This is a genomic window from Borreliella yangtzensis, assembly GCF_014201775.1.
In the GTDB taxonomy this organism is placed as follows: domain Bacteria; phylum Spirochaetota; class Spirochaetia; order Borreliales; family Borreliaceae; genus Borreliella; species Borreliella yangtzensis.
On record NZ_JACHFG010000001.1, the window covers coordinates 155,520 to 181,499 of the forward strand.

General features: G+C 27.4%; 19 protein-coding genes. 10 read left to right on the forward strand and 9 right to left on the reverse strand.

Annotated features, from left to right (window positions below; genetic code table 11):
- Position 1: 1 nt before the first annotated feature.
- The gene (locus HNP68_RS00810) at positions 2-556 is read left to right on the forward strand and encodes a YggT family protein (RefSeq protein ID WP_183219980.1); all 555 of its coding nucleotides are present in this window, start codon (positions 2-4) and stop codon (positions 554-556) included.
- 9 nt (positions 557-565) lie between these two features.
- The gene (recG, locus tag HNP68_RS00815) at positions 566-2,626 is read left to right on the forward strand and encodes an ATP-dependent DNA helicase RecG (protein ID WP_183219443.1); all 2,061 of its coding nucleotides are present in this window, start codon (positions 566-568) and stop codon (positions 2,624-2,626) included.
- On the opposite strand, the gene HNP68_RS00820 is transcribed toward recG, so the two are convergent.
- A complete protein-coding gene (locus HNP68_RS00820) occupies positions 2,623-3,411 on the reverse strand; it encodes a M15 family metallopeptidase (RefSeq protein ID WP_183219445.1) in 789 nt (262 codons plus the stop codon). The two genes, recG and HNP68_RS00820, sit on opposite strands and share 4 nt — an antisense overlap.
- Positions 3,412-3,546: 135 nt before the next feature.
- On the opposite strand from HNP68_RS00820, the gene HNP68_RS00825 reads away from it, so the two are divergent.
- From HNP68_RS00825 to murD, 3 genes are all read left to right on the forward strand, one after another.
- On the forward strand, positions 3,547-4,896 hold the full coding sequence (locus HNP68_RS00825; RefSeq protein WP_183219447.1) for an MATE family efflux transporter: 1,350 nt from the start codon (positions 3,547-3,549) through the stop codon (positions 4,894-4,896).
- A 158-nt stretch (positions 4,897-5,054) separates the two neighbouring features.
- The gene (locus tag HNP68_RS00830; protein WP_183219449.1) at positions 5,055-6,401 is read left to right on the forward strand and encodes an MATE family efflux transporter; all 1,347 of its coding nucleotides are present in this window, start codon (positions 5,055-5,057) and stop codon (positions 6,399-6,401) included.
- 18 nt (positions 6,402-6,419) lie between these two features.
- A complete protein-coding gene (gene murD, locus HNP68_RS00835; protein WP_183219451.1) occupies positions 6,420-7,775 on the forward strand; it encodes a UDP-N-acetylmuramoyl-L-alanine--D-glutamate ligase in 1,356 nt (451 codons plus the stop codon).
- On the opposite strand, the gene HNP68_RS00840 is transcribed toward murD, so the two are convergent.
- Together HNP68_RS00840 and metG are read right to left on the reverse strand one after the other, a co-directional pair.
- Positions 7,772-8,815: a lipid II:glycine glycyltransferase FemX gene (locus tag HNP68_RS00840; RefSeq protein WP_183219453.1), complete on the reverse strand. Its 1,044-nt coding sequence runs from the start codon at positions 8,813-8,815 to the stop codon at positions 7,772-7,774. The two genes, murD and HNP68_RS00840, sit on opposite strands and share 4 nt — an antisense overlap.
- 9 nt (positions 8,816-8,824) lie before the next feature.
- Positions 8,825-10,999 (reverse strand): methionine--tRNA ligase, encoded by a 2,175-nt coding sequence (gene metG, locus HNP68_RS00845; protein ID WP_183219455.1) that lies wholly within the window; start codon positions 10,997-10,999, stop codon positions 8,825-8,827.
- Positions 11,000-11,151: 152 nt separating this feature from the next.
- Here metG and HNP68_RS00850 point away from each other — a divergent pair, with 152 nt between their 5' ends.
- A complete protein-coding gene (locus HNP68_RS00850; RefSeq protein ID WP_183219457.1) occupies positions 11,152-11,946 on the forward strand; it encodes a 5'-methylthioadenosine/adenosylhomocysteine nucleosidase in 795 nt (264 codons plus the stop codon).
- 105 nt (positions 11,947-12,051) lie between these two features.
- Complete coding sequence (pta, locus tag HNP68_RS00855; RefSeq protein WP_183219459.1) at positions 12,052-13,089, forward strand: phosphate acetyltransferase; 1,038 nt, start codon at positions 12,052-12,054, stop codon at positions 13,087-13,089.
- On the opposite strand, the gene rsmA is transcribed toward pta, so the two are convergent.
- On the reverse strand, positions 13,072-13,917 hold the full coding sequence (gene rsmA, locus HNP68_RS00860) for a 16S rRNA (adenine(1518)-N(6)/adenine(1519)-N(6))-dimethyltransferase RsmA (RefSeq protein ID WP_183219982.1): 846 nt from the start codon (positions 13,915-13,917) through the stop codon (positions 13,072-13,074). The two genes, pta and rsmA, sit on opposite strands and share 18 nt — an antisense overlap.
- Positions 13,918-13,925: 8 nt before the next feature.
- The gene (locus HNP68_RS00865; protein WP_183219461.1) at positions 13,926-15,203 is read right to left on the reverse strand and encodes a ComEC/Rec2 family competence protein; all 1,278 of its coding nucleotides are present in this window, start codon (positions 15,201-15,203) and stop codon (positions 13,926-13,928) included.
- 116 nt (positions 15,204-15,319) lie between these two features.
- Here HNP68_RS00865 and HNP68_RS00870 point away from each other — a divergent pair, with 116 nt between their 5' ends.
- Both HNP68_RS00870 and HNP68_RS00875 read left to right on the forward strand, forming a co-directional pair.
- On the forward strand, positions 15,320-16,033 hold the full coding sequence (locus HNP68_RS00870; RefSeq protein ID WP_183219463.1) for a CPBP family intramembrane glutamic endopeptidase: 714 nt from the start codon (positions 15,320-15,322) through the stop codon (positions 16,031-16,033).
- 25 nt (positions 16,034-16,058) lie between these two features.
- A complete protein-coding gene (locus HNP68_RS00875) occupies positions 16,059-17,999 on the forward strand; it encodes an AMP-binding protein (RefSeq protein WP_183219465.1) in 1,941 nt (646 codons plus the stop codon).
- A gap of 27 nt (positions 18,000-18,026) precedes the next feature.
- Here HNP68_RS00875 and argS read toward each other — a convergent pair whose 3' ends face one another.
- From argS to HNP68_RS00890, 3 genes are read right to left on the reverse strand one after another with little or no spacing between them, the layout of a single operon-like run.
- Positions 18,027-19,784, reverse strand: a complete 1,758-nt coding sequence (gene argS / locus HNP68_RS00880) for an arginine--tRNA ligase (protein WP_183219467.1) — start codon at positions 19,782-19,784, stop codon at positions 18,027-18,029.
- A complete protein-coding gene (locus HNP68_RS00885; protein WP_183219469.1) occupies positions 19,777-20,376 on the reverse strand; it encodes a hypothetical protein in 600 nt (199 codons plus the stop codon). Before HNP68_RS00885 ends, argS begins: the two co-directional genes overlap by 8 nt.
- 20 nt (positions 20,377-20,396) lie before the next feature.
- On the reverse strand, positions 20,397-22,544 hold the full coding sequence (locus HNP68_RS00890) for a methyl-accepting chemotaxis protein (RefSeq protein WP_183219471.1): 2,148 nt from the start codon (positions 22,542-22,544) through the stop codon (positions 20,397-20,399).
- Between the two features lie 264 nt (positions 22,545-22,808).
- Here HNP68_RS00890 and HNP68_RS00895 point away from each other — a divergent pair, with 264 nt between their 5' ends.
- Complete coding sequence (locus HNP68_RS00895; RefSeq protein WP_183219473.1) at positions 22,809-25,016, forward strand: methyl-accepting chemotaxis protein; 2,208 nt, start codon at positions 22,809-22,811, stop codon at positions 25,014-25,016.
- Here HNP68_RS00895 and murB read toward each other — a convergent pair.
- Positions 25,013-25,933, reverse strand: a complete 921-nt coding sequence (gene murB, locus HNP68_RS00900) for a UDP-N-acetylmuramate dehydrogenase (RefSeq protein ID WP_183219476.1) — start codon at positions 25,931-25,933, stop codon at positions 25,013-25,015. The two genes, HNP68_RS00895 and murB, sit on opposite strands and share 4 nt — an antisense overlap.
- Positions 25,934-25,980: the final 47 nt, after the last annotated feature.

Genomic DNA, 25,980 nt, shown 5'->3' on the forward strand with positions numbered 1-25,980 from the left:
AATGGTATTTTTGCAAATTTATAGGATTTTAATTTTAATTAGGATCATTCTTAGCTGGCTAGTATCTTCAGGAATTAATACCAATGTTTTTTTCAGGTTTATACATATTGTCACAGAACCATTTTTATCTTTTTTCAGAAGAATTCCTTTTTTCACAATCGGTATGTTTGATTTTTCTCCAATTGCGGCTTTAATAACTTTAACTATTTTTGAAAGAATGTTGGTTTATGGAAATTATAAGCTTTCTACATTTATTATTTTATTTATTGTTGAAATTTGGGGGATATTTAGAAGCATTTTTATTGCTATAGTTTTCTTTTTATTGTTGAGATTATTATTATTGCTTTTGAATTTGTTCCAAGGTTCAGACTTTTTTAAAACAGTCGATTCATTTTTACTTCCTTTATCTACTAAGATAAGTGGTGTGGTTACTGACAAACATATGTCTTATACTTTACGGTTGATTGTTGGGAGTGCTTTAATGATAGCATTTATAATTATTATTGAACAAGTTGTATTTGCTATTAGAGTTTTAGGAACATATTTGCCTTTTTAGGAGATTAAAATGTTTTTACATGAGTTTGAATATGAGCTTAAAGGTATAGGTGGTCTTGGTGAGAAGGGGGTTGAAAGGTTAAATAATCTGCAGATTTTAAATGTTAAAGATCTTATTGAGTTTTTTCCTGTAAAATATGAAGATCGTCAAAATATACAGACTTTTCCGGATTTTTCTAAGGTGAAAAGTTGTGATATGATGACGGTGTTTACTGTTGTAGGGCATAAAAAATTTGGAGATAGTTCTAAAAAAAATTTGAAGTTAACAGCTAGAAGCATAAATGATGAGCCTTTTGAAATTTTACTTTTCAATAGGGCTTTTTTAGAGAATGTTTTTAGAATAAATAAAAAATTCTATATTTATTCTAAATTTACCTATAACGATTATAGTGGGTTATGGAGTTGTTCTAATTTTGACAGTGAAGCTTTTAGCGATAATCCTGAAAGGTTTAAAAAAATTCTCCCGGTTTATTCTTTAACAGAAGGATTGACATCTAAGAAAATTTCATTATATGTAAAAGAAGCCCTTGAATATTTTTTTAAGTTTGGGCAAACAGATGTTCCTAAATTTTTAATAGAGAAGTATTCTTTGTTGTCGTTAAGCGAGGCTTTAAAAGAGATTCACTTTCCAAGTTCATTAGAAATGCTTGAAAAGGCAAAAAAAACTTTAATTTACAGAGAAATTTTCTTGCTTCAATTTTTTTCAAGGTATAGATCTTCTAAGGTTCTTTTCCGAGAAAAAAAACATTTATCAAAAGATTTGCTTGAAAGAGTTATTTCAAGCTTGCCCTTTGAACTTACAGAAGATCAAAAAATCTCTATTGATGAGATATTCTCTGATCTTGGCTCTTCTAAGCCAATGAATAGATTGCTTCAAGGTGATGTTGGAAGTGGTAAAACCCTTGTTGCTCTGCTTTCAGGTCTTCCTTTAATTGAAGCTGGGTATCAGGTAGCATTTATGGCTCCTACTGATCTTTTAGCTCGCCAACATTATGATAATTTATCCTACATATTGTCGTCTTTTAATGTTTCAGTGACTCTTTTGACTGGCAGTTTAAAAAAGAAGGACAAAGAGCAAGCTTTAGAAAGCATTAAAAGTGGAACTTCTGGTTTAATAATCGGAACACATGCTATTTTTTACGAAAGTACAGAATTTAAAAAATTGGCATATGTTATTATTGACGAGCAGCATAAATTTGGAGTTGTTCAAAGAGAAGAGCTTAAAAACAAGGGAGAAGGGGTGGACATGCTTTTAATGTCTGCAACGCCTATTCCTAGAAGCTTTGCGTTAACACTTTTTGGTGATCTTGAAATTTCGTTTATTAAAACTTTACCCAAGGGGCGTTTGCCCATTACTACTTATTTAGCAAAGCATGGCAATGAAGATAAAGTTTACGAGTTTTTAAAAAAAGAGCTCGTAAAGGGTCATCAAGTTTATTTTGTTTATCCATTAATTTCATCTTCAGAAAAATTTGAATTAAAAGATGTTAATAATATGTATTTAAAATTGAAGGAAGTGTTTAGTGAATATGTTGTTGACATGCTTCATTCTAAGTTACCATCTGATTTAAAAGAAGAAATTATGAAAAATTTTTATTCGAAAAAAGTAGATATTTTGGTGGCTACTAGTGTTATTGAAGTTGGAATTGATTGTCCAAATGCAACTTGTATGGTGGTAGAGCATGCTGAGCGTTTTGGACTTTCCACCTTGCACCAAATTAGAGGTCGAGTTGGTAGGAGTAATTTACAATCGTTTTTCTTTTTACTTTATAAAGAACCTTTGACAAGTGCTGGAAAATTTAGATTGAAAACCATAAAAGAAAATTTAGATGGATTTAAAATAGCAGAAGAAGATTTGAGGTTAAGAGGGCCTGGTAATTTATTTGGGCTTGAGCAAGCAGGGTATTTAAAATTAAAAATATCTAATTTTGTTGATGATAGAGATATTATAGTATTGATTAGAGAAGAACTTGACTTATTTTTTTATGACAATTCTTCTTATGATAGGCTTGATATTGATTTGCTAGACAATCTTTTTTGTTCTTATTTGAATTCCGGAAGGAGCATTTAGTTTGCATATTTTTCAATTAGGTTAATAAGATTTGTTTTATTCTGATTCCAGAATTCAAGAAGTTCATATTGTAAATTATTGAAATATTTTTTCTGAATAAAGCATGGCTTAGGTCCTATGTATAAATAGTGCCAAGGCTCTGCTTTATAGCCAGTTTTTATTTCGTATCCTTTTGGATATGAAAGAGAAAATCCATATTTTAGAGAATTTTCGTAAAGCCATTTTCCTTCTTTTGTGCTTAGTAAATTATCATCTAGATTTATAAAATCTATTGCTGTTCCCATATGGTGTTGAGAATGACCCGGAATTGCTGATTGAGTTTCTGCAACTTTTTTGCCGTAAGTTTTTACATTGTAATCAAATAAAAATTTTTGGTATTCTTGTGTTCTGTAAGCGGATTTGATTTTTATTTCGATTCCAAATTTTTTTGCATCTTTTACTAGCTGAATTAAGTCTTTGATTAAGATTTGTCTTACCTTTAGATTTTTTACTCCAAGATTTTTAAGATCTTTAAAGGTATCAACATTTACTAAATCAGGTATTTTATAATCTGCAGGAATTGGCATTTTTTTATTTATTAGAGTTAAAAGATTATTTTTTTCTGCATCTACTAAAGGCTTTATTTCTTTTAAGAACTGAATAGGATTTTTTTCAATAAAATTTTTGTGCTGTTCATCCATTGTTTTGGTAATCTTTAGTAGTATTGTTAAATCTTTTTTTGAAATGCTATTTGCTAACAAAGATAGGTTAATAAATAGAAGTAATAAAACATAGATTGATTTCATATTATTTAATTATAATAATATATTTTAGTATAATAAATAGTTAATTCTAAATATATGTATATGTATTTATATAATATTTTAGATTGGGTTTAATTTAATTAAAAGTAATAAATAAAGGAGAATATCATAAGGGATATGATCAAAAAGTTTAAAAATTATGATCAGATAATAAAAGAGCTATTTGTTATAGCTATTCCTACGGCTTTTGAATCACTTTTATTCCAAATGGTAACCTTTTTTGATAATTTTATGATCTCTTATTTAGGATCTTTTCACGTTACAGGAGTTTCTTTAGCAAATAGAGTGACTTTTCTTTTTTTTATTATTGTGTTTGGACTTGGTACAGCTTTAAGTGCTTATGTGTCTCAAGCAATTGCAAAAAAGAAATTTCTTCAAATAAGGCAATCTTTTGCTTATATATTGTCAATTGGAACTACAATAGGAATAATTTTTTTTATATTTTCATTTTTTTTCCCAAAAAATATTATCAAGCTGTTTACAGCTAATCAGAATTCTTTAAATTTTGGATCAGAGTATTTAAAAATTATTTCATGGTCCTATGTGTTAATGGCATATTCTTTTTTATCAGCTATGGGGTTTAAGAGTGCTAAAGAAGTAAAAATACCTTTATATGTTACTTCTATTGTTGTTTTAATAAATATTGTTTTTAATTATATTTTTATTTTTGGTTTTGATATGGGAATAAAAGGTGCCGCATATGCTACTGTGCTTGCTAGAATTATTGAGTTTATTTTTTATTTTTTATATAGCCTGATAAGTAGTAATTCATATTATCGGATTAAGTTTAGCGATTTTTTTGTTTCAAAGATAGTTACTAAAGCCAATTTAAATCTGATTATACCTGTGTTATCCCATGAGATTTTTTGGGTCTTGAGTATAACTATTTTGCATGCATTTTATGCTCGTGTTGGGAGTATTGAATATGCTGCATTTGCTGTTGCGTCAAATCTTTTTGATATTTGCTTTGTATTACTTCATGGTATGGGACTTGCAACAGGTGTTGTTATTGGACATTTAATGGTTTATGATAAAAAACATGTTAGATCGGTTGGATTTTTCTTATCTTTTTTAGGATTTCTTTTAGGTATTTTTGTAGTTATTTTGCTTATTGGAATATCTGGCTTTGCACCTTATATTTTTAGCAATTTAAATTCTCCCAAACTTGTTAGTGTGTTTATTTATGTTTTTGCAAGTATTGTAGTTTTTAAAGCTTTTACGGCGCAAGTTCTTGTTGGAATTTTTAGGTCCAGTGGTATACCAAATGTTTGTTTTTTTATTGAATCGGGGGTAATTGTTTTTTATACGCTTCCAGTTGCTTATTTATTAGTGTTTTATACTAATTTAAGTTTGCCAATAGTGGTGTTTATTGTAAATTTAGAAGAGATTATTAAAAATATATTTATTATAATTGAATTTTTTCATGATGATTGGATACGAAAGATTGATTATGAAGAGCTTGATTGAGCGTGGGGTAGCGTGATATATTTAGTATTAATAAAAATTTAATGGTCTTGGTAAATCTAAAATTCATTTTGGTTATATTTACTTAAAAGCAATTTCTTTTATTATAGCGTTTTAGTATTCTTTTTTGCAAAATCTTGATTTTTTATTTGGAGAAGTTTATGTATTCATTAAGTGCATCAAAAAAAGAGAAGATCTATAAAGATCTTTTAAAAATTGCAATTCCAACTGCTATTGAGTTTTTTTTGTTTAATTTTATTTCTCTTACAGATAATGCTATGGTTGCATATCTTGGTGATTATCCTGTTGCAGGAGTTTCTCTGGCAAATAAATTTTTTGAACTGTTTGTTACTATTGGGTTCGCTATGGTAGGGGCTTACAATATAATCGCTACAAGGCAATACAATCAGGGTGATTTTAAGAGTTTTAAAAATACATTTTTTATTAGTATATTAACTATTATTGTATTTTCTTTTCCGTTTATATTGATTTCTAGAGTTAACCCCTTTTTTTTACTTAAATTGATCTCTAGCGATGTGCAGGCAGTTTATTATGGAGCGATTTATTTAAATGTAGCTATTTTTTCTTTTGTATTTGCAATCATAAAAGGACTTGTTGCTAATGCCCTTAAAGTTGTTGAGATTGTTAAATTTCAAGTTTACATTTCTGTTTTTTCAGTACTTTTAAATCTGATATTAAATTATATTTTTATTTTTGTTTTTCATATGGGTGTGGTTGGAGCTGCTATTGCGACAACAATTATTCGTACTTTAGAGCTTATTGTTTATCTTTTTTATACAGTGTTTAACAAAAATTCAATTTTGCACTTTAAGCTTAATGATTTAAATATTAATGCTAATTTGTTTGTTCAGTTAATTAAATTTTTTATCCCAATCCTTTTAAATGATTTTATTTGGTTCTTAGGCTATCTTGTATTGACGTCAATTTTTATAGGAATTGATACTCATAGATATGCTGCTTACAGCATATCTTTTTCTGTTTATTTTATTATCTTTAATATAATAAATTCCTTTTGTATTGCTTTAAATATTATGATGGGCTATGAAATGCATAATAGTAAAAAAGAAGTTATGAAAGTTGCAATGTATTTAGGCAAAATTGGCTTAAAGCTTGCTTTTTTAACATCTTTTGTATTGTTTGTATTTTCATTTTTTGCGCCTTATATTTTTTATACATTAAAATATTCGCACCTTACAGGAATTATTCTAAGGTATTCTTCTGTTTCTGCCTTTTTTATGGCTCTTGCTTTTCAATATCTTTTTGGATTTTTTCGTGCAGGAGCATCTCCAAGTTTTGGTGCTATTATGGAAGGTTCTGTAACGTTTGTTTACACTATTCCTATTGCTTTTGTTTTAGCAAATTATACAAATTTTCCTTTTGAAATTATTGTTTTTATTCCAGCTCTTGAGGATGCAATCAAACTTGCTATTTCGCTGCCTTATTTTTATAGTGAAAGGTGGATTAAATCTATTAAAACAGGTTGGTAGGTTTGATATAATTTTATTGTGCGTTTAGACGAAATTAAAAATTTAAATTTTTTAGTTATGGGTTTAGGTATTAATGGAGGAGGAGTAGCTCTTTCTAGATTTTTATTAAAGCATGGGGCAAAAATAGTAATTACTGATCTTAAAAGCGAAGCAGAATTAGCTTTAAGTATTGATTCTTTGAAAGATTTTGATGATCAAATTAGGTATGTTTTAGGTAAACACGATGCAGATGATTTTAAAAGAGCTGATATTGTTGTGAAAAATCCTGGTGTGAAACCTAATAATGAATATTTAAAGCTTGCAAAACGAGTTGAAACGGATATTAGTTTGTTTTTGATATTCAACAAGAACCCTATAATTGCAATAACAGGCACTAAAGGTAAATCGACTCTTGCATCTCTTTTGTATCAAGCTTTGAAAAAGAAATATCCAAGAGCAAAGCTTGGAGGAAATATTGGTGTATCTCCTTTGAGTTTTTTTGACCAACTTGATGGAAGATCTCCTTTGATTTTAGAACTGTCTTCTTGGCAGTTGCAATCTTTAGAGAATTTTAATCCTATTCTTAGCATTGTTACAAATATTTACAACGATCATCAAAATTATTATTTAAATTTTGATGACTATATTATTGATAAGTCAAAAATTTTTGTAAATCAAACTTCAGGAATTGTGATTATTCAAGATAAGGCTTATTACAAGTATTTTTCAAAATTTGAATCAAAAGCCAAAATTATTTTATTTTCTGAATTTAATCCTTGTGATTTTGATTTAGATGTTTTTTATTGTAATAAGGGTAAAATATATTTTAATAACAAATTGATTGGAAGTTTTCCTGAGTCACAAGTTGTTTTTATGGTTCCCAAGCTTATTACTTTTTTTGTTTCGTATTATTTAAACATAGACTTTAATGATGTGTTGCAGATTTTAAATAATTTTAAAGGTATTGAGCATAGATTGGAGTTTGTTAGGTTAATTCAAAATGTAATGTTTTATAATGATACAGCTTCAACTATTCCCGATTCTACGGTTTTATCTATTAAAAGTTTGAAAACAAATGATAATCATATTAACTTAATTGTTGGAGGAACTGATAAAGAGCTTGATTTTTCAGGTTTTAGAAAAATTATAAATTGTGTGAAAATTTGGATCTTAATAAAAGGTAGTGCAACTGTAAAGATTATTAAGATTTTAGAAAAAAGTAACATACAATATTTTGTATTTGATTCTTTAAAAGATTCAGTAAATTATGCTCTCAAGGTTTCAAGTCCAGGTGATATTGTGTTATTTTCTCCTGCTAGTGCTTCTTTTGAACTTTTTAATAATGAGTTTGATAGAGGTTTGCAATTCAAAAATTTAGTTAATATGCTTGGTTAAATTTTTTTTCTAATTACTTTGTAATAAAAGTATCTGAGTTTTTCGAGATTTGTATAAATTTTGTAAATAAAATTTTTGTAAGTAAAATCATAACATCCAATTCTGTGAATAATATTCCCCCCAAATCCCGTTTTAAAAGCAAAAAGACCAGACAAGGGATGTTTTTTATTTGCAATTGGGGGGATCCCCAATAAATCATATTCCTTTATTCCTAGTTTTTTTAAGATTTGTATTGCTTTAAATTGCACTGCGTAATTGGGCATTAAATTTCTATATTCGTTGCTAGAAGCTCCGTAAAGATAGACTGCCTTTTCCTTGTAAATTCCCACTATTATGCCAGAAACAATTATATTGTTGTAAAATGCAAGTATCAATTTTATTTGAGCATTTTTGTCTTGTTTGAATATTTTAATGAGGTTTTGTATATATTCTTCTGAGTGGATAGTAAATTTATCTCTTTTGCTAGTTTCTTTGTAGAGTTTGTAAAATTCATTTAAATGTTTAAATTCATCATCTATTAATACATTGAGATTTTTTTTTGCGCTGAGCTTTATATTGTATCTTGTTTTTTTTTTCATGTTAAGCAAAATATTCTCAAGAGAATTGTTTAAGTTTAATATTGTTGTGCTTGAAGGCTGTATGTCATCAAATGATTTTTTTAGATATTTGATTTTAATTTTTAGTGGAGAGTATTTATCATTTAGTGTTCTTTGATAGTAATACATGAAATCGAATCTTAAAAAAATTGTATTTTCGTGTAAGTAGGATTTTATTTTCATGCTAAATTCTTTAATATTTGTGCTTATTTGGTCAATATTAATCTTATCAAGAGTTTTGTTTGAAAATTCTGGATGTGGAATGTATGCTAAGTAAAAGTTTTTAAACAGTCTTCTTTGCATTACAACAATTTTACCAAAAACATCGCTTTTAAATGCTATGGCTTTCCAATTGTTATTTTTTGTTGTTTTTATTGATGCCCAAAGTTCGCTTTGAAGATAATTTTCTTCCATTTCTTTTGTTTTTATTTTTTTAATAATCATTTATAGCTCTTAGCAAATTATTCCGTTTGGAATATCTTTAGATAGGATTTTGTTCTTAGAATGTTCTAATATTAAGTTTATTCCGTTTATTTTAAGCTCTCCATTCTCTGCTACTATATTAGCTTTTGAAAATTTATTTATGTCAATTTTAGGTGGACAGATAAGATCTTTATTTTGATCGTTTTCAAGTATTATTCTCTCTCCAGCAATGGGATTTTGGATCGAATCTTCTACAATGATAACTTTAAAATTTTTGTTTTTGTCTTCAGCCGCTATTAGCATCCCTTCCGATTTTATTCCTCTAAATTTTGCAGGCTTTAAATTGTCTACTATTATTATATGTTTCCCTAAAAGATCTTCTTCTTTGTAATGTCCTTCGAGGCTGCTAACTATTTGTTTATCCTCATTAGCTCTGCTATCTACTTTCAATATGAATAAGTTTTTAGCCTCGGGATTTCTTTCTATTTTATTTATTTTCACAACTTTTAAGAGTACTTTTTCTCTAAATAAGTTTTCTGGTTGTTCTTTTTCTTGCATATTATTCTCTCCTGAATATTTTTGCTTTAAATTGTTGATTTTTGTTTGCTCTAGTTTATTGAACAATATCTCTGTGAATTCAATTTTTTTAATTCCCGATTTAGTTCCAAGAATTTTGGTAGAAAATTGATAACTGTTGCCCAAAAATTGTTGTATCTTTTTACTTGTTTCGGGAATAAATGGCATCATTAAAATAGATAAGTCTCTGATTAGGTATATTAAGTTTAAGATTAGCTCTTTTGTTTCTTGTGGAAAGCTGTCTTTTCTTTTCCAAGGTTCGTTATCTTGAAATATTTTGTTTCCAAGGGATGAAATTTTAAGTATTTCTTTGAGCGCAGATTTTAGTTCTGTCTTTTTAAAAAGATTTAGTATTTTGTTATATTTTGGTGTTATTTGTTTCCAAAATTTATTTTGTATTTCTATTGGTTTTATAACATCTCCAAAGAATTTTTTTTGGAATGTTAATACTCTGTTTACAAAGTTTGAAAAATTATCAATAAGCTCTGTATTTACTCTTTCCATAAAATCTTGCCACATGAATTGAAAATCAGATTTTTCGGGTCTGTTATAGTAAATATAAAACCGCCAAACATCAGAAGGGATTCCTGTGGTAATAGCATCGTTTCCAAAAACACCTGTTCCTTCCGATTTTGAAAATTTAAGATTTTCGTAATTTAAGTACTCACTTGATGAGAGCTGATTTAACATTGTCCAACTTTCTTTACTCCCAATTTCTATGGAGGGGAAGATGATTGTATGAAATAATATATTGTCTTTTCCAATAAATTGTATAAGATTTACCTGTTCATTATTTTTCCACCACGATTTCCAATTTTTTACAATGTTTTTGGTAATTGAAATATATCCTATTGGGGCATCAAACCAGACATAAAATACTTTATTTTCATAACCTTTTTTAGGCACAGGAATTCCCCATTTTAGATCCCTTGTAATTGCTCTTTCTTTAAGCCCATCTCTTAAAAAAGCGTTTGTCATTTTAAGGGCATTGGTATTCCAATTCTTGCTAGTATTTGGATTTTTTATCCATTTTTCAAGTTTTGTTTTTATTTTAGGAAGATCTATATAAAGATGATTGGTTTTTTTCAAAATAGGTTTGTTTTTACAAATTATGCATTTTGGATTTATTAAGTCTATTGGATTTAAAAGCTTAGAACAGTTGTCGCATTGATCTCCTTTAGCTATATTTTGGCACTCTGGGCATTCTCCTATTATGTATCTATCAGCTAAGAATATTGAGTCTTTTTTGCAAAAAAACTGTACAGTTTCTTGCTCTTTTATATAACCATTTTTTTCTAATTTTATGAAAAACTTTTGTACAATTTCTTGGTGATGCTTGTTGGTTGTGCGACCAAAGATATCAAATTCGATATTGAACCATTTGTAAATTGATTTATGTATTTCAAAATATTTATTGCAAAGTTCTAAAGGGGTAGTTTTTTCAATTAAGGCTTTGGTTTCTGTGGCTGTTCCATATTCATCTGTTCCACAAATATAAAGGGTTTTAATTCCTGACATTTTTGAATATCTTGCAAAAGCGTCGGCTGATAATACTTGTACTAAGTTTCCAAGATGAGGAATGTTGTTAACATAGGGTAGAGCAGCTGTTACCAAATTCAATTTTTTCATTCAGTGTCCCCTTTTTGAGTAATCTATTAATATTGTAATACGGATAGGATATTTTTTTTCAATATTTTTTATAAAAATTCTTTTAAAATCAACCTATTTTTGATTTTTTATGTCAAAACTGATATATATTTTTATCATAGGGAGGTGAGTTTATGAAAAATTTTATAATAAAAATTTTTCTTTTTTTATTAGTTTTTTCAAACGGTTATGTTGCTTTTTCTAAGAACATAAATGTTTTAATAGTAACTGCTATGGACTCTGAATTTGAGCAGATAGCTAAGCTTATGTCTAATAAGGAAGAAATAGTTCTTAAGGAGTATGGTCTTAATAGAAAGGTTGTAAAGGGAAAGTTGTCCAATCGTAATGCTATGGTTATTGTTTGTGGTGTTGGCAAGGTTAATGCGGGTGTGTTTACTAGTTATCTTTTGTCAAAATATAATATAAGTCATGTAATTAATTCTGGAGTTGCTGGCGGTGTTGTTAGTGATAAATACAAAGATATTAAAGTGGGGGATTTGGTAGTATCTTCAGAGGTTGCATATCATGATGTTGATTTGACTAAATTTGGACACAAGGTGGGTCAACTTGTGGGATTCCCTCAAAAATTCAGTGCTAATAAAAATTTATTTAATAAAGCTACAAAGGCCATTAAATCCAAGATTAAAGGTTCTAATGCATATTCAGGATTAATAGTCTCAGGAGATCAGTTTGTTGATTCAACTTATATGAATAAAATTATAGAAAACTTTAAAGATGTAATAGCTGTGGAGATGGAAGGTGCGGCAATAGGGCATGTTGCTCATATGTTTAATGTGCCTTTTATAGTTATTAGGTCCATATCTGATATTGTAAATAAAGAAGGCAATGAAGTTGAATATAATAAATTTTTAAAATTAGCTGCCTTTAATTCAGCTAAAGTTGTACAAGAAATTTTAAGAGTTCTTTAAAAATATTTAATTTTTGTAATCGAAAATTATGTGTGAGAGGAGATTTTTTTATTTTAAAAATGTTTTTCACACGCTTATAAATTTGTGTTGTTTTATTTTTATAAAATGTTTTGTTTAAAGGATTATATTTTTAAGAGAGCAGAAATCTTTGTAAAAGAGAATAAGTTTAATGCCAGTATAGTTTACCCTGAAAGTAGTGATTCCAGAGTTTTAAGGGCAGCTGTTATTGTTTTGCAAGAAAATCTTGCGAGCTCAATTATTTTTATAGGCAAAAAAGATCCTGTTATTAATTCTTTAAAAGAGTTTTCTAATTGTAATTCTATTTTAGAAAGAATAGAAGTCGTTGATCCTAATTCTTTTAAAGACATTGAAATGTACTTAGATGAATATTGGAGTTTGCTAAAGTTAAAAGGAGTTACTAAAAAGAGTTTAAAAGTTCAAGTTTTAGATGAAATTACTTTTGCTATGCTTATGGTAAGACTTGGGTATGCCAAGTCTTGTGTTTGTGGTGCTATTTCAACTTCTGCTAAGGTTTTGTCTAATGCTTTGAGGATAATCCCCAAGTTGAATGATGTTAATATTATATCATCTTTTATGATTATGGATACTTTGAATATTGTTCGTAATGTTGATTTTTGTTTTGGGCATAATGGAATTTTATTTTTTGCAGATTGTTCTGTGGTAGTCAATCCGAATTCTTTAGAGCTTGCAGAAATTGCATTGCAAAGTGCTAAATCTTTTAAAGATATTTTAAATGTAAAGCCTAAGGTTGCACTTTTAAGTTTTTCAACAAAAGGATCTTCTAATGCTAAAGAAACTGAAAAAGTAAAGAGTGCTTTAAATATTGTGAAAAATAAAGAGAGTGATTTACTTGTTGATGGGGAGCTTCAACTTGATTCAGCTATAATTAAAAATGTTGCAGAGAAAAAATGCAGAGAATCTTTAGTAGCAGGTTCTGCTAATGTTTTAATATTTCCTAATTTAGATGCTGGGAATATTGGTTATAAATTAGTAGAAAGATTTGCTTTTGCTAAGGCCTACGGTCCTTTTTTGCAAGGTTTTTCCAAGCCCATTAGCGATCTTTCAAGGGGTTGTTCTGTTGATGAAATTGTATTTGCAAGTGCTTTAATGATAAGTAGTTAAGGTGTTAGAAATTTTTATAAATTCTTCAACAGAAATGTTTTCAGGTCTTTTGTCTAAATATTCTTTTAAAAAGTTTTCTCCCAAAGTATCTTTATTTGCGATGAAATTAATAATAGTGTTTTTCAATTTTTTTCTTCTACTTGAGAATACAGTTCTAATCAATTTGTTGAATTCTTTAAAATCTTTTATGTTATTTTCTTTAGGAATTAATTTTAGTGTTGTAGACTTAACTTTAGGTACAGGATAAAAATTGTGTTCTCCTATGTCTATTATTTTAATTACTGTGAAGTGTGATTGTACTAAGACTGTAAATGAAGAATAGGTTTTGCTATTTGTTTTTGCAGTTATTCTGTCTGCCAATTCTTTTTGTACTGTGAATACCATTTCTTTTAAAAAATTTTCTTCAATTAATTTAGATATTACTTTTGATGCAATGTTGTATGGTAAATTTGAAAATATTTTATCAATATTTTTGTTTTCGTTTGCATATTTTTTTAAAAAATCTCCTTTTATTAGTTTAAAGTTTTTTAATTTTCCAAATTTTTCATTTAATATTTCTGAATATTTTAAGTCAATTTCGAATGCTGTTAAAAGATTAGTTTTTTTTAATAAAATATCAGTCATTGCGCCAAGACCTGGACCAATTTCCCAAATTTTTTCATTTTCTTTTATATCTAAGCTTTCTATTATTTTTTGTCTTATGTTTTCATTGATTAGATAGTTTTGTCCCCACAGTTTTCTTGGAGCTATTTTTCTTTCTTTTAATGTTTGTTTTATGCTAGTTATACTGTTATAGTTGATTTTCATAGATAAAAGAGATAGTAGCATATTATTCATTATTTGACATCTATTTTTAAATTATTTTGAAATTTTTTAGCTTCGTTATTATAAATAATGCAAGCTATAAGAAGAATACTTAATGTTAAAAATATGGGTATTTGGTAATTCTTGACTATAAAGAATTTGCTAAAAAATGTTGCTGTAATTTTTATTGTTTGGAATATGTAGGCATTTATAAGGTCAAAGAGAAAAAATAAATTCAAGCTTGAAAAGTAAGTTATTAAGCTTAATATTGTTGTTGCTAAGAAAATAAATGTTAATGGAATAATTATTAAGTTTGAAAATACTGAGATTGGTGTTAGATCAAAATTGTTAACATAAATTACTGGTGAAGTGAATATTTGAATAAAAAATGTTGCAAGCATTGATGATGCCAACTTGTTAAGACCGTATCTATTTTTTAGATAAACCGATACTGCTATTCCTATTGTTGCAAGATAGGAGAGCTGAAATCCTATTGAACTAAGTGTTTCGGGTAATGCGATAGCATTTATTATAAAACTAATAGATATACAGCTTATTAAATTGATCTTTCCATAAATTAGTTTGTATATCATAAGAGATTCTGTCATTAAAAATGCTCTTAGTGTTGAAGGTGTAAATCCAGTTAATATTAGATAATTTAGTAAAATTACGCTTAGTATCAAGTATTTTAATTTTTCATTTGTGATTATTAAAAGTAAATAGTAAGTTATTAAACTTATTAGATAAAAATGTAATCCAGACACCACCAAAATGTGAGCAATGCCCGCATTTTGAAATAATATTTTTTCATATTTTATTATTTCTGATTTGATGTTCAAAATTATTGTTTTTGAAAAATGGGAATAGCTAAGATTTAATGCGGCAAAAAAATTATTTAAGGTGTTTGTATATTTTTCCCTAAGCTTGGCAAAAAAGGGTCTTTTAATAAGTTTTATTTTTTGGTTTTCAATTTTAATGATATCTCCGATTTTGTAAATATTCTCAATATTTTTGAAGTTAAATTTGAGTGTGTTTGCTTTATTGTCAATTACTTCGATAATGGTTTTTGAATTTTTTTTAAAATGCTTAATGTTTATTATTTGATAAATATTTTTTTTAAATGTTTTAAAATTTAATCTGGCTTGAAAACTTAATAAGAATATTGTGCAAAAAATAAAACTAAGTGCCAAGTGTTTGTTATTTTTTATTATAAAAAATAATGCTAATATTGTATTAAAATAAATCAAATTAAGTTTTAAATAGTATTGAATTGATAAATTTATTGAAATAAGGATGAATATTAAAATCATTTATAATATTTCTATTTTTTATTTAGATATAATTATTTATTAAATTTTAATTTGTTTTGATAAATCAATCAATAATCATTCATTGACAATTAATAATTATTTACTTACAATACTTTATGCAATTGTTAAAAAATAAATATCCATTCAAGCGAGCCTTGCTTGAACTTTTTTTGGTCTATGTTGTTATTTATCTTGCGTCTCCTTTTGAAAATGTTAATTCAGAATTTTGGAATGTTAATAAAAACCATTTTTATTTTTGGATTTCAAGATCTTTTTTAATTGTTTTTATAATTTATTTTTTTAAACTTACCAGTTCTTATGATGATTTTAGAGTAGAGTTTTTTATTCCTAAATTTAAATTTATTTTTATTTGGGAATCTGTTTTGATTTTCATTAAAACAATATTGGTCGCAATGATATTCATTTTTTTAATAGCTTTTTTACTTGAGTATCTGTTGCCAGAATCGGTATTTGTATATTATTTTCAAGACAATGTTGGATTTAATTGGAAAATTAGCAGTAAAACAGCATTGTTTTTAATGATTTTTACTTCTTTTTTTACAGGAGCTTTTGAAGAGCTGTTTTATAGGGCTTTTGTTATTACCAAATTTACACAAATGGGATTTCCTGTTTCAGTTACTGTTTTTCTCAGCAGTATATTTTTTGCTTATGGACATTTATATTATGGAATTTTGGGATTTTTGGTTACATTTATATTAGGGATATTTTTTGCTTTTACTTATTTAAGGTATAAAAATATATATTATATGATTTTTATACATAGTTTTTATAATATTATTGTTAGTAGTCTGTTGCTTTTTTTAAATTAATTTTAAATTGATTTGAGGGGGATTTATGAGAGATACTGTGCCTAAGCGTTTTAAAGAGGTAGTGACCCTTTATAGTGAGCTTGATATTTTTCTATATAAGGAAGGGGGGGAGTCTAAGAGTTTTAAGAAGCAAATATATGCTGATTTTTGGAATGAAGTAAAAAGAGTGGCTTCTGGGCTTTTGCATTATGGCATTAAAAGAGGGGAGAAAGTTGTAATTATTTCTGATTCTAGAAGGGAGTGGATAATAATTGATGTTGCTACTTTGGGGTTGGGTTGTGTTGATGTTCCTAGGGGAAATGATTCTTCCGAGGATGAATTAGCTTATATTATTAACCATTCCGAATCTACTTTTATTTTTGTTGAAAACAATAAACAGCTCCAAAAAGTTTTATCCAAAAAACACGATCTTAGATTGGTGAGGTGCATTGTTGTTATTGATGATGATAAATCTTATGAAGAAAAAATGGGAAATATTACTGTATTTTCTTACAAAAAATTACTAGAACTTGGAGCCGAGTATTTAAAGGCTAATCCAAAATCATTTGATATGGAGATTGAAAAAGGTTCTTCAAAAGATATTGCAACAATAATATATACTTCTGGTACAACGGGTATGCCAAAGGGAGTAATGTTGAGACATGAATCTTTTATTTTTCAATTAGACAGGCTTTATGATTATCTTCCAACACTTAAGCCAGGCAAGATAATGATTTCTATTCTTCCCCTTTGGCATTCTTTTGAGAGGGCTTGTGAATATATAGTTGCTTTAAAAGGTATAGCAATCGCATATTCAAAACCTATAGGTCCGGTTTTGTTAAAAGATTTTTTACTTTTAAATCCCCAGATGATTATTTCTGTACCTAGAATTTGGGAAGGTATAAGAATAGGTATTATTAAAAAGGTGTCAGAATCTTTTATTAAAAAACTTCTGTTTGGAGGGTTTTTAAAAGCTGGAATTGTTTATGCAAAGTTTAAGGAAAAATTTTTAGGTTTATCACCTGTTTATAAAAAGTCCAATTTGTTTATTATGCTTTTTTCAAAAACATTTTTATTTGGAGGGATTGTTTTAATTTTCCCTATTAAATTATTAGGTGATATTTTGGTATTTAAAAAAATAAGAAATGCCCTTGGAAAAAATTTTGAATTTGGTGTTTCTGGCGGTGGGGCATTGGTTGATTATGTTGATTATTTTTTTAAGGCTGTAGGAATTAAAGTTCTTGAAGGTTATGGTCTTACCGAAACGGGTCCTATTTTAAGTGTTAGGCGCCTTAAAGGTCCCGTAGCAAGAACTGTAGGTCCTATTTTGCCAGATGTTGAATACAAAGTAGTTGGAATTGATGGAGAAGTTTTGACTTATGGGGAAAAGGGTGAGCTTTGGGTAAAGTCACCACAAATAATGAGTGGTTATTTTAAGGATAAGGCTAAGACCAGTGAAGTTTTAACAGAAGATGGTTGGTTTAACACTGGGGATTTAGTTAGATTGACAATTAATAATGAAATTTCAATTGTTGGTAGAAGTAAGGATACAATTGTTCTCAGAGGGGGAGAAAATATTGAGCCCGAGCCTCTTGAGAGAGTTTTGGGCAAATCTTTGTTTATTGAAAATATTATGATTGTTGGCCAGGATCAAAAATTTTTAGGAGCCGTTATTGTGCCTAATTTTGATAATCTGGAAAAATGGGCAAACTCTAGTGGAGTATCTTTTTCTTCTAGGGATGATTTATTAATTAATGAAGATGTTAACAAGCTTTATTCTAAGCATATCTCAGATACTATTAATACCAAATTAGGTTTTAAAAATTTTGAAAAAATAGTAGGATTTGTTTTGCTCCCGGATCCTTTTTCAATTGGTGAAGAACTTACTAATACCCTTAAGTTAAAAAGATATTATATATCTCAAAAGTATGAAGATAAAATAAGATTAATTTTTAGCAAAAGTGATTTGGATTTAAATGGATATTAGACAAGAAAATAATGTATTATTTTCTTGTTACATTTTTAACATATAAGGAATGTTAAGAAAGTACATGCAATTTTTTATTGTTTGCAATATAGCTTTTAAAAATGCAATTCTTGCGACTGTCAAATCAGCATTGTTTATGTCTATTACTTTAACTTCTTGATAGTATGCATTGAAATGCTTTGCAAGTGAGTATGAATAGTTGGTAAGTATTGAAGGGTTTAAATCTTTTGCTGCTTTGATTATGTTTTCTTCTAATTCTGATATAATTTTGACAATTTCCCACTCTTTTTCATGTTTTAAAAGTTCAAGATTGATTTTTCTTGTTATAGGGATAGAAAGTTTATTATATTTTTCAAGAATACTATTAATTCTTGCTCCAACGTATTGGATATATGGACCAGAATTTCCTGTAAAAGATAGACTTTCTTTTTTATTAAATACAATATCTTTATGTATAGCTGATTTTAGTAGATAATAGTGAATTGCTCCTAATGCAATATTTAAAGCAATTTTTTTAGCATTCTCTTTATCCTCAATTTTTTGTGTAATTTCAGGTACTGTTGATTCGGTTAGCTCTAATATTAAATTATCTGCGTCAATTACATTGCCTTCTCTTGATTTCATTTTGCCATCAATAAGATTGACCATTCCGTGTGACAAATGAATAAGGTTTTTATTTTTGGAAATTCCCAATTTTTCTGCTACAAAAAATAAATTTTTGAAATGCTGAATTTGTTCACTTCCAACTACATAAATCATTTCGTCAAAATTAAATTCTTTTGTTCTAACTGCTATATTTCCTAAATCTTGGGTAAGATAGATAGATGTTCCGTTTGGTCTTATGAGTACTTTTTGTTTTATTTCAGTATCTTCTTTTTCATTCGAATCTAAGGGCAAATCAATGCATATTGCTCCATCTTCTCGTTTATAACAAAACCCTTTTTCAAGGCCTTCTAATACGACATTTTTCCCAATTTCAAAAATTTCACTTTCAAGGTAAATTTTATCAAATGAGGTGTTTGTAATTTTGTATGTTTCTTTTATTCCCTCAATTGCCCATTTGTTTAGCTTTTTCCAAAGTTCAATTGTGTTTACATCTTTTTGTTCCCATTTTAAGAGTAGGTATTGAATTTCGTTTTCAGCATTTTCATTTTCTTGTGAGTATTTGTTGTATTTAACATAAAAATCGCCAATTAAATGGTCTCCTTTTTTTAAAGCTTTTTCTGGGGTAATATCATTCCCAAATTTTTTGTAAGCAAGCATTGATTTGCAAATATGAACCCCACGATCGTTTATTAAGTTTATTTTTGTAATTTTTGCACCCACAGCTTTTAATATTCTTGAGAGGCTTTCTCCTATTACATCATTTCTAAGATGTCCCACATGCAGTGGCTTGTTTGTATTTGGTGATGAAAATTCTAATATTATTTTTTTATTGTCTAAATATTTGCTTGTTCCATAGGCCTCTTTTTGAGCATTTATCATTTGTATTGTATTGTTAATATATTCTTTTCTAGAAAATTTGATGTTTAAGTAAGGCCCCGCAGCTTTAATTTCGTATTTATCTTTAAGAGTTTTTATTATTTCTTCAGAGATATTTGCAATAGAAAGTTGCAAAGTTTTGCTAAGTTCAAATATTAATATGGAAATATCTCCCAGATCACTTTTGGGAGGTTTTTGAATATTTATATTGATTTTGTCTAGCTTTATGTTTTTTGATAATGCTAGATTGGAAACTATAGCGCTAATTTCATGTTTAATCTGCTTTTTAACACTTTTAATCATTTTTTTCCTCTTTAACACTTGTTAAAATATTGGTTAATAATAACATTAAAGATGCTGCAATAAAAACGTTTGAGCTGTGGGCTGACATTTTTACATTTGTAAAATCTTTTATTATGAGTATCTCTTTATTAAAAAGTTTTAAATTCCCTGTGTTTAATATTTCTCTAATAAGTGCAATTGTTGAGCTTAGAGCAATAAAAATTAAAATTGGATTTTTAGAATATTTAATTATCATTGATGGATTTTTTAGAATTTTAAAAGGCTCGTTTTTATGAAATGATATTATTATGGCTATTAAAATGGGTATTGAAAATTTAAATTCTTTGTATAAGGTTGGTGTTAAATAGAGCATGAATAAATAAGTCAGACTAGTAAAAATCCCTATTATTAATAGATATATTCCTAATATATGACTTTTATAGTTTTTAAGTTCTATTTGATTGATTATTAAGGCAGGAAATATAATGCATATTGAAATCCAAACAGATACGATGCTAGCGTCTAGAAAATTTTTTGTATAAGTAAAAATAGGAAATAACATTAAATGACTTTTAAGATATTTTTCAGTGTTATAAAATAGTTTTTTTTGCATATTATTCCCTTTTATCTATTTTATTTGGTTTTAAATTGATTTGTACTTTCACTAATTCCAGAAATATGACTTGAGTTTGTAGTTCCTAAAACTTTAATACGCCCAATTGCTTCTACTAATTTATTAATCTCTTCTTTTAACCCTTTCATTGAGTTTGAGACCGTAATATTAATTTCCCCTAATAGTTTAACAGTATTAATGATTTCTTTGTTGCCCCTAAACATATCATTTGAGCCAATTTTTACTTCATATGTTATTTCTCTCATTGTATTTAAAGCCTTTAAAATTTCTTGGCTACCTATTGATTGCTCTTGCATTGTGTGATTTATTTCTTCTATTACTTGAACAACTAGATTTATTGAATCGAATATTTGGTTGAAAGCTTTATTTGTTAATTCAGAAGTGTTTACGGTTTTTGTTATTGAATCCATTATTTCGTTAATTGATGAAGCAACAGATTCTGATTGTGATGTCACTTGTTCTGCTAGGTCTTTTATTTCTTCTGCAACAATAGCAAATCCTTTCCCAGCTTCACCAGCATGGGATGCTTCAATTGCAGCGTTCATTGAAAGCAGGTTGGTTTGACTAGCTATGGATGAAATTAAAGAGTTTGCTTCTTGTAATCTTGTTGAGTTTTTGAAAATCTCTTTGATTTGAGTAATAACTTCTTCTTGTTTTTTTCGCCCATCATCAGAGAATCTTTTTAACTCTTCTGTGCTTTTTGCAGCTTTTTGAGTTATTTCTGTTATTGATTGTATTCCCCCTATCATTTCTTCGATAGCTGATGAGGATTGCTCAACGCTTGCAGCTTGAGTTTCAATTGAGTTATCAAGAGATGAAATATTTTTTGAAAGACTTTCAATTACGCTTGTTGTATTAGAGATAAATTCTACTTGTTTTTCTACTTCTTCTTGTGTTTTTTCTATGTATTGATTTGAATTTTTTATTGTATTGTGGGTTTTGTTTATTTCACTAAATAAATGATCTCCGTTTTCTTTTAGCAATTTCACTCGTTCTTGTAGTGAATTTATTACATTTTTTAGATTTTCAATAAAATGACCAAAAAGATTTATTGTTGAGCTTATTGAATCTTTACCTTTTGATTCGACTTTAAATGTTAAGTCGCCGTTTTTAACTTTTGGAATGACAACATTGAGTTTATCTATTTTTGATATAATTAAAGTTTTTATGGTTGATATCATTATTAATATAAAAATTATTACCAAGATAAGTATAATTGAGAGCGAAACTAATCTCATGTTTTTAAATTCTTTTGAAAATATGTTATTATAATCTATTTTTATTCCTAAGTACCAATGAGATGTTGCTATTCTTGCTAAAGAGATTATTTCATTTGAATTACTTGTATTGTAATTCGCTTTTCCTTGAGATAATGCGCTTAATATTTGAGTTAATGTTTTTAGGTTAAAGCTAAATATGTGTTTTATGTTTTTCAAAACCTCATCTTTTCCTCCAAATGCATCTCCACTGTTGTTTATTATGTATACATTAAAGTATTTTGATGAATTTTGGCTGCTTGCATTTTGTTCTAGTAACGAATTTTCTAAAAGAAGTAAAAGATATTCTTTTAATTCAGCAATTTTTTCTGAAATGTCAGCATATAAAATAATATATCCAATGTTAGATTTTTTTGAATCTGTTATTTTATATGCTATTGGAATATAAAAATTGTTATTTATTTTTGATAAACTGTTGTGAAGAATTGAAATTTGAAATGTGGTTATAGCTTTGCCCAAAATCAATTCTTTTAAGCTCATATATTGGCCGTTTCTTTTTTTTTCACTTGATGCGATTATATACCCATCTTTGTTTGCATACTCTATTATTTTAATAAAGGATGGAAGTGTAACTAAAATCTTGTCAGATACTAAGTGCTCTTCATTTTTATTATTTAAAATTGCAGATTGATAATCATACCTAGATGTTAATATACTTAAAGCTTTTATTATTTCTTTAGATTCATCAGAAAAGCTTTTAATCATTGCTTGATTAATGAATTTTGTAAAGTCTTGAAGTTCTTTTGTTATAATTTTTTTGTATCCCTGATCTAATAGTAAGAAGGTTGTTGCAATAATTATTATTGTGTATGCCAGAATTATAAAATTGAATTTATAAAAAAGGTTGGAGTTAAGTTTCTTTTTTTTCACTAAGTCCCCTCAAAATTTTGATTTTTCATAAAATTTTAAAATATTGAATTTTTAGTATTCTACATGTTTTATTATATAATTATATATGCATGTAGCTAAATAATAAAATAATTATTCGCAAATATTTGAGAATTTAATTTTTAAGATTTCAGAGAGAAAGTCTAATTTGCCAATTGTTATTAGTAATTATTTGTATGTGGTTTATAAAGATGAAATTTTTGTTTTAAAATTTTAATCACATTAATGTTATTTTGGAGAACTTTTATGACTGATGAGAATTTAATCGATGTTAATCTGAAAAATACTAAACGATTTCTCTATATAGTTTTATTTGGATTTCTTATTTTTAATTTTATATTTATAGGCTATTCTTACGTGAATTATAAAAATGAATATTTGGATCGCTTTAAATTTGATACCAAGCTGTTTTTAGACAGTGTGTCTACTGTTATTAAGTCTAAGTATTTGGAATCCTCTAGATTTCTTGAAGAGCTTGTAAAAGATAGTTACAGGTTTGGTATACTAGTGAATTCTTCAAAGAGCTTCCTTTTGTCTTCAAGTTTAAAGTTTGGTGATAGTTTAGATGAAAATAGCGATTTGTTTTTAAAGTCAAGAGAATTCAGCGCCATAGATAAAATTTTTAAAACTATTCCTATAGCAGAAAATTCACTCGAAGGTATATTTTACATTCCTATAGGTAAGAATGTTTTAATATCAAATTCAAATTTTTCTTCGTTGGGGTTAAAAGATGTTAGGTTAGATCCAATTTATTCTGTTCCTGTAGAAAAAAATTCTAAATATTATTCAAGGTACATAAGAATAGATGGAAAAATTTATTCTGTAGTAAGTTTTCCAGTTAGAAATTCTGTTGCAACATTGGGAGTGATAGGGATTTTAATATGTTTTGATGAGTTATTTGATAGTATTGAAAATCAGCTATATTATTCTCTTAAATCCAGCAATAAAAATTATAATTTTTTTATGCTTGACAGAAATTATATGCCCATTTTTTTAAATTTTAATAATCTTAAGGATAAATCTTTTTCTACAAGTTATAGCGAGAATGTTTTAGGTAGAGTTATAGCTTATGCTAAAAAAGATTTTTCTGTTTCTCAATACACTTTTAATTATGAAAACGATTTTTATTTTTTAAATTTTGTAAAAATCGATGATTTTTTGGTTCAAGGATTGATTTTAAATTCCAATTCTATTCCTATTATGTTTAAGTCAAATTGGATTGTGTTTTCTATGTTTTTATTATCATCTTTTGCTATTATGTTTTATTTGTGTAATACCTTTATTTTTTCGTTAATTAATGATTTTAACAAAATTGTTGAGTATCAAAAATCAAAAAATGATCCTTTTCGTCTTGATCCTCCTTTGGAGGTTAAGTATTCCTCAGCTATTATTTCTTATATTAGTTCAAAGCTGGACAGCCTGTATTCTAAGAGTAACGAATCTTTTGAGAAGATAAAATTTTATTCGGAAGATGTGAATGATTATTTGAAACAAATAGAAGCTGCTATATTAAATACTGAGAGTATAGATGCTAGCGTTACAGCTTACGAGCAATTAAGAGATACTTTTTCTAGGTTCGAAAAGTCGATTATTGATATTTCAAAAGGTTTTGAAGCTGTTGTTGATCCTATTAATGACCATAATAAGCATATGTCAGAAATCTCTTCAAATTTTGAAGAGAATGTTAGTTTTTTTTATAGTATAGATAAAAATTTAGAAATTTTTAATAAAGTTGCTATTACAAATTCTGCTGATATTGAAAATATTAAAAGTAAAGTTTTTGATTTAAATATTGTTTTTGAAAATGTGAATAAAAATTTTGCAGATCTTTTGTCTCAAACGAACAGCTTGCAAAGTGTAAATAAACTTTTAGTTTCAATTTCAGCTCAGACCAATATGCTTGCTATGAATGCAGCAATTGAAGCAGCAAAAGCAGGTGATGCCGGTAAAAGTTTTGCAGTTGTTGCTGAAGAAATTAGAAAGCTTGCTATTAATTCTGGAAAATATTCTAAAACCATTAAAGATGAACTTAAAACGGTTGATGGCATTATTGCAATAATTAATTCAGAGATTGATACAATTTATAAAAATTTTATGGATATTCAAGATAATGTGGACGGCAATTTTTCAAGACATGAGAAGGTAGACCTTACTCTTGCCAAGCATTTTAAAGAAATCGGTGAATTTAAGGAAAGGTATTTGTCTCATGATACTAAGATTAGAGATGCTAAGAATATGTATAAGGAAATATTTAATAACCATTTTTTTGTTAGCAGCAAGTTTAACAACTTTAGTCAGGATTTAAAAGAGTTTGAAGTTTCTAAGATGAATTTGGATGCAATAAGTTCTCTTCAAAAATATTCATCTTTGGTAAAATCTTGCAAGGATAAAATATTAAAGACAAAGGAATTGATTCAAAAAATTAATGATGAGATTAAGGATATTCTTTTTTAGCTTTTCTGATTTTTAAATCCTATGTAAAGAACTTCTTCTTCGAGTAAAAGCCCAGTTTTTAAATAGACCTCAGTTTTTACTTTTTCAATTAAACTTTTTATGTCATTGGAAGTAGCATTGTTAATGTTGATAATAAAGTTTCCATGATATTTAGATACTGTAGCGCCCCCAATGCTTAATCCTTTGAGTTTGCATTCTTCAATTATTTGTCCACTAGGTTTAAGGAATGCTTTATTGTTTTTAAAAGTGCTTCCGCCACTTGGGAATAAATAGTGCCCTTTGTCTATTCGTGTTTGTTTGTTTTTATTCATTTTTTCTTCAATAATTTTCTTATTTTCTTTTTTTAAATTCAATTCAATTTTTAATATGAAAAAGTTTTTATTTTGAAAAGGCGATTTTTTATACCCAAAGTCTTCTTTTTTGAATTCTTTACAAATGATTTTTCCTTTGTCATTTATAAATGTGATTTTTTTTAGTATTTCAGAAATTTCATTTCCAAAGCACCTAGCATTCATCCACACAGCGCCTCCTAATGTTCCGGGTAGTCCATATATAAATTCTAGTCCACTTAAGCTGTTATCGAGGGCAATTTTACATAAATTTTCGAAATTTGTACCACATTCAGCAACAATTTTATTGTCGTGAATTTCTATTTTGTTTAGATGTCCGGTATATATTATCGGGAAATCAAGTTCTTTCTCGTCATTGATTAAAATATTGGATCCTCCACCAAGAATAAATAGTTTGATTTTTTCTTCAATTGCTGCTTTAAAAATATTTTCGGCTTCTTGAATATTTTTAGGGATGAGAAATAGTTTCGAAGTGTTTCCAATTTTATATGTTGTATAGTTAGCCAAATTTTTTGTTTGAGGCTTTGTATTGATTTTTTTAAAAAAATTATTTAGGCTTTTAAACATACTTACTTAATAATAGATTAGGCTTTTTATTTTTTCAATTTTGAGAA

Bases quoted from the DNA above. Each gene is read 5' to 3' on its own strand.
- HNP68_RS00810 (WP_183219980.1), top strand. From the start codon at position 2: ATGGTATTTTTGCAAATTTATAGGATTTTAATTTTAATTAGGATCATT.
- HNP68_RS00865 (WP_183219461.1), bottom strand. From the start codon at position 15,203: ATGATTTTAATATTCATCCTTATTTCAATAAATTTATCAATTCAATAC.
- HNP68_RS00875 (WP_183219465.1), top strand. From the start codon at position 16,059: ATGAGAGATACTGTGCCTAAGCGTTTTAAAGAGGTAGTGACCCTTTAT.
- pta (WP_183219459.1), top strand. From the start codon at position 12,052: ATGTTTTGTTTAAAGGATTATATTTTTAAGAGAGCAGAAATCTTTGTA.
- HNP68_RS00885 (WP_183219469.1), bottom strand. From the start codon at position 20,376: ATGCAAAAAAAACTATTTTATAACACTGAAAAATATCTTAAAAGTCAT.
- HNP68_RS00895 (WP_183219473.1), top strand. From the start codon at position 22,809: ATGACTGATGAGAATTTAATCGATGTTAATCTGAAAAATACTAAACGA.
- HNP68_RS00825 (WP_183219447.1), top strand. From the start codon at position 3,547: ATGATCAAAAAGTTTAAAAATTATGATCAGATAATAAAAGAGCTATTT.
- HNP68_RS00840 (WP_183219453.1), bottom strand. From the start codon at position 8,815: ATGATTATTAAAAAAATAAAAACAAAAGAAATGGAAGAAAATTATCTT.
- recG (WP_183219443.1), top strand. From the start codon at position 566: ATGTTTTTACATGAGTTTGAATATGAGCTTAAAGGTATAGGTGGTCTT.
- HNP68_RS00820 (WP_183219445.1), bottom strand. From the start codon at position 3,411: ATGAAATCAATCTATGTTTTATTACTTCTATTTATTAACCTATCTTTG.
- HNP68_RS00830 (WP_183219449.1), top strand. From the start codon at position 5,055: ATGTATTCATTAAGTGCATCAAAAAAAGAGAAGATCTATAAAGATCTT.
- rsmA (WP_183219982.1), bottom strand. From the start codon at position 13,917: ATGCTACTATCTCTTTTATCTATGAAAATCAACTATAACAGTATAACT.
- metG (WP_183219455.1), bottom strand. From the start codon at position 10,999: ATGAAAAAATTGAATTTGGTAACAGCTGCTCTACCCTATGTTAACAAC.
- HNP68_RS00850 (WP_183219457.1), top strand. From the start codon at position 11,152: ATGAAAAATTTTATAATAAAAATTTTTCTTTTTTTATTAGTTTTTTCA.
- HNP68_RS00870 (WP_183219463.1), top strand. From the start codon at position 15,320: ATGCAATTGTTAAAAAATAAATATCCATTCAAGCGAGCCTTGCTTGAA.
- argS (WP_183219467.1), bottom strand. From the start codon at position 19,784: ATGATTAAAAGTGTTAAAAAGCAGATTAAACATGAAATTAGCGCTATA.
- murB (WP_183219476.1), bottom strand. From the start codon at position 25,933: ATGTTTAAAAGCCTAAATAATTTTTTTAAAAAAATCAATACAAAGCCT.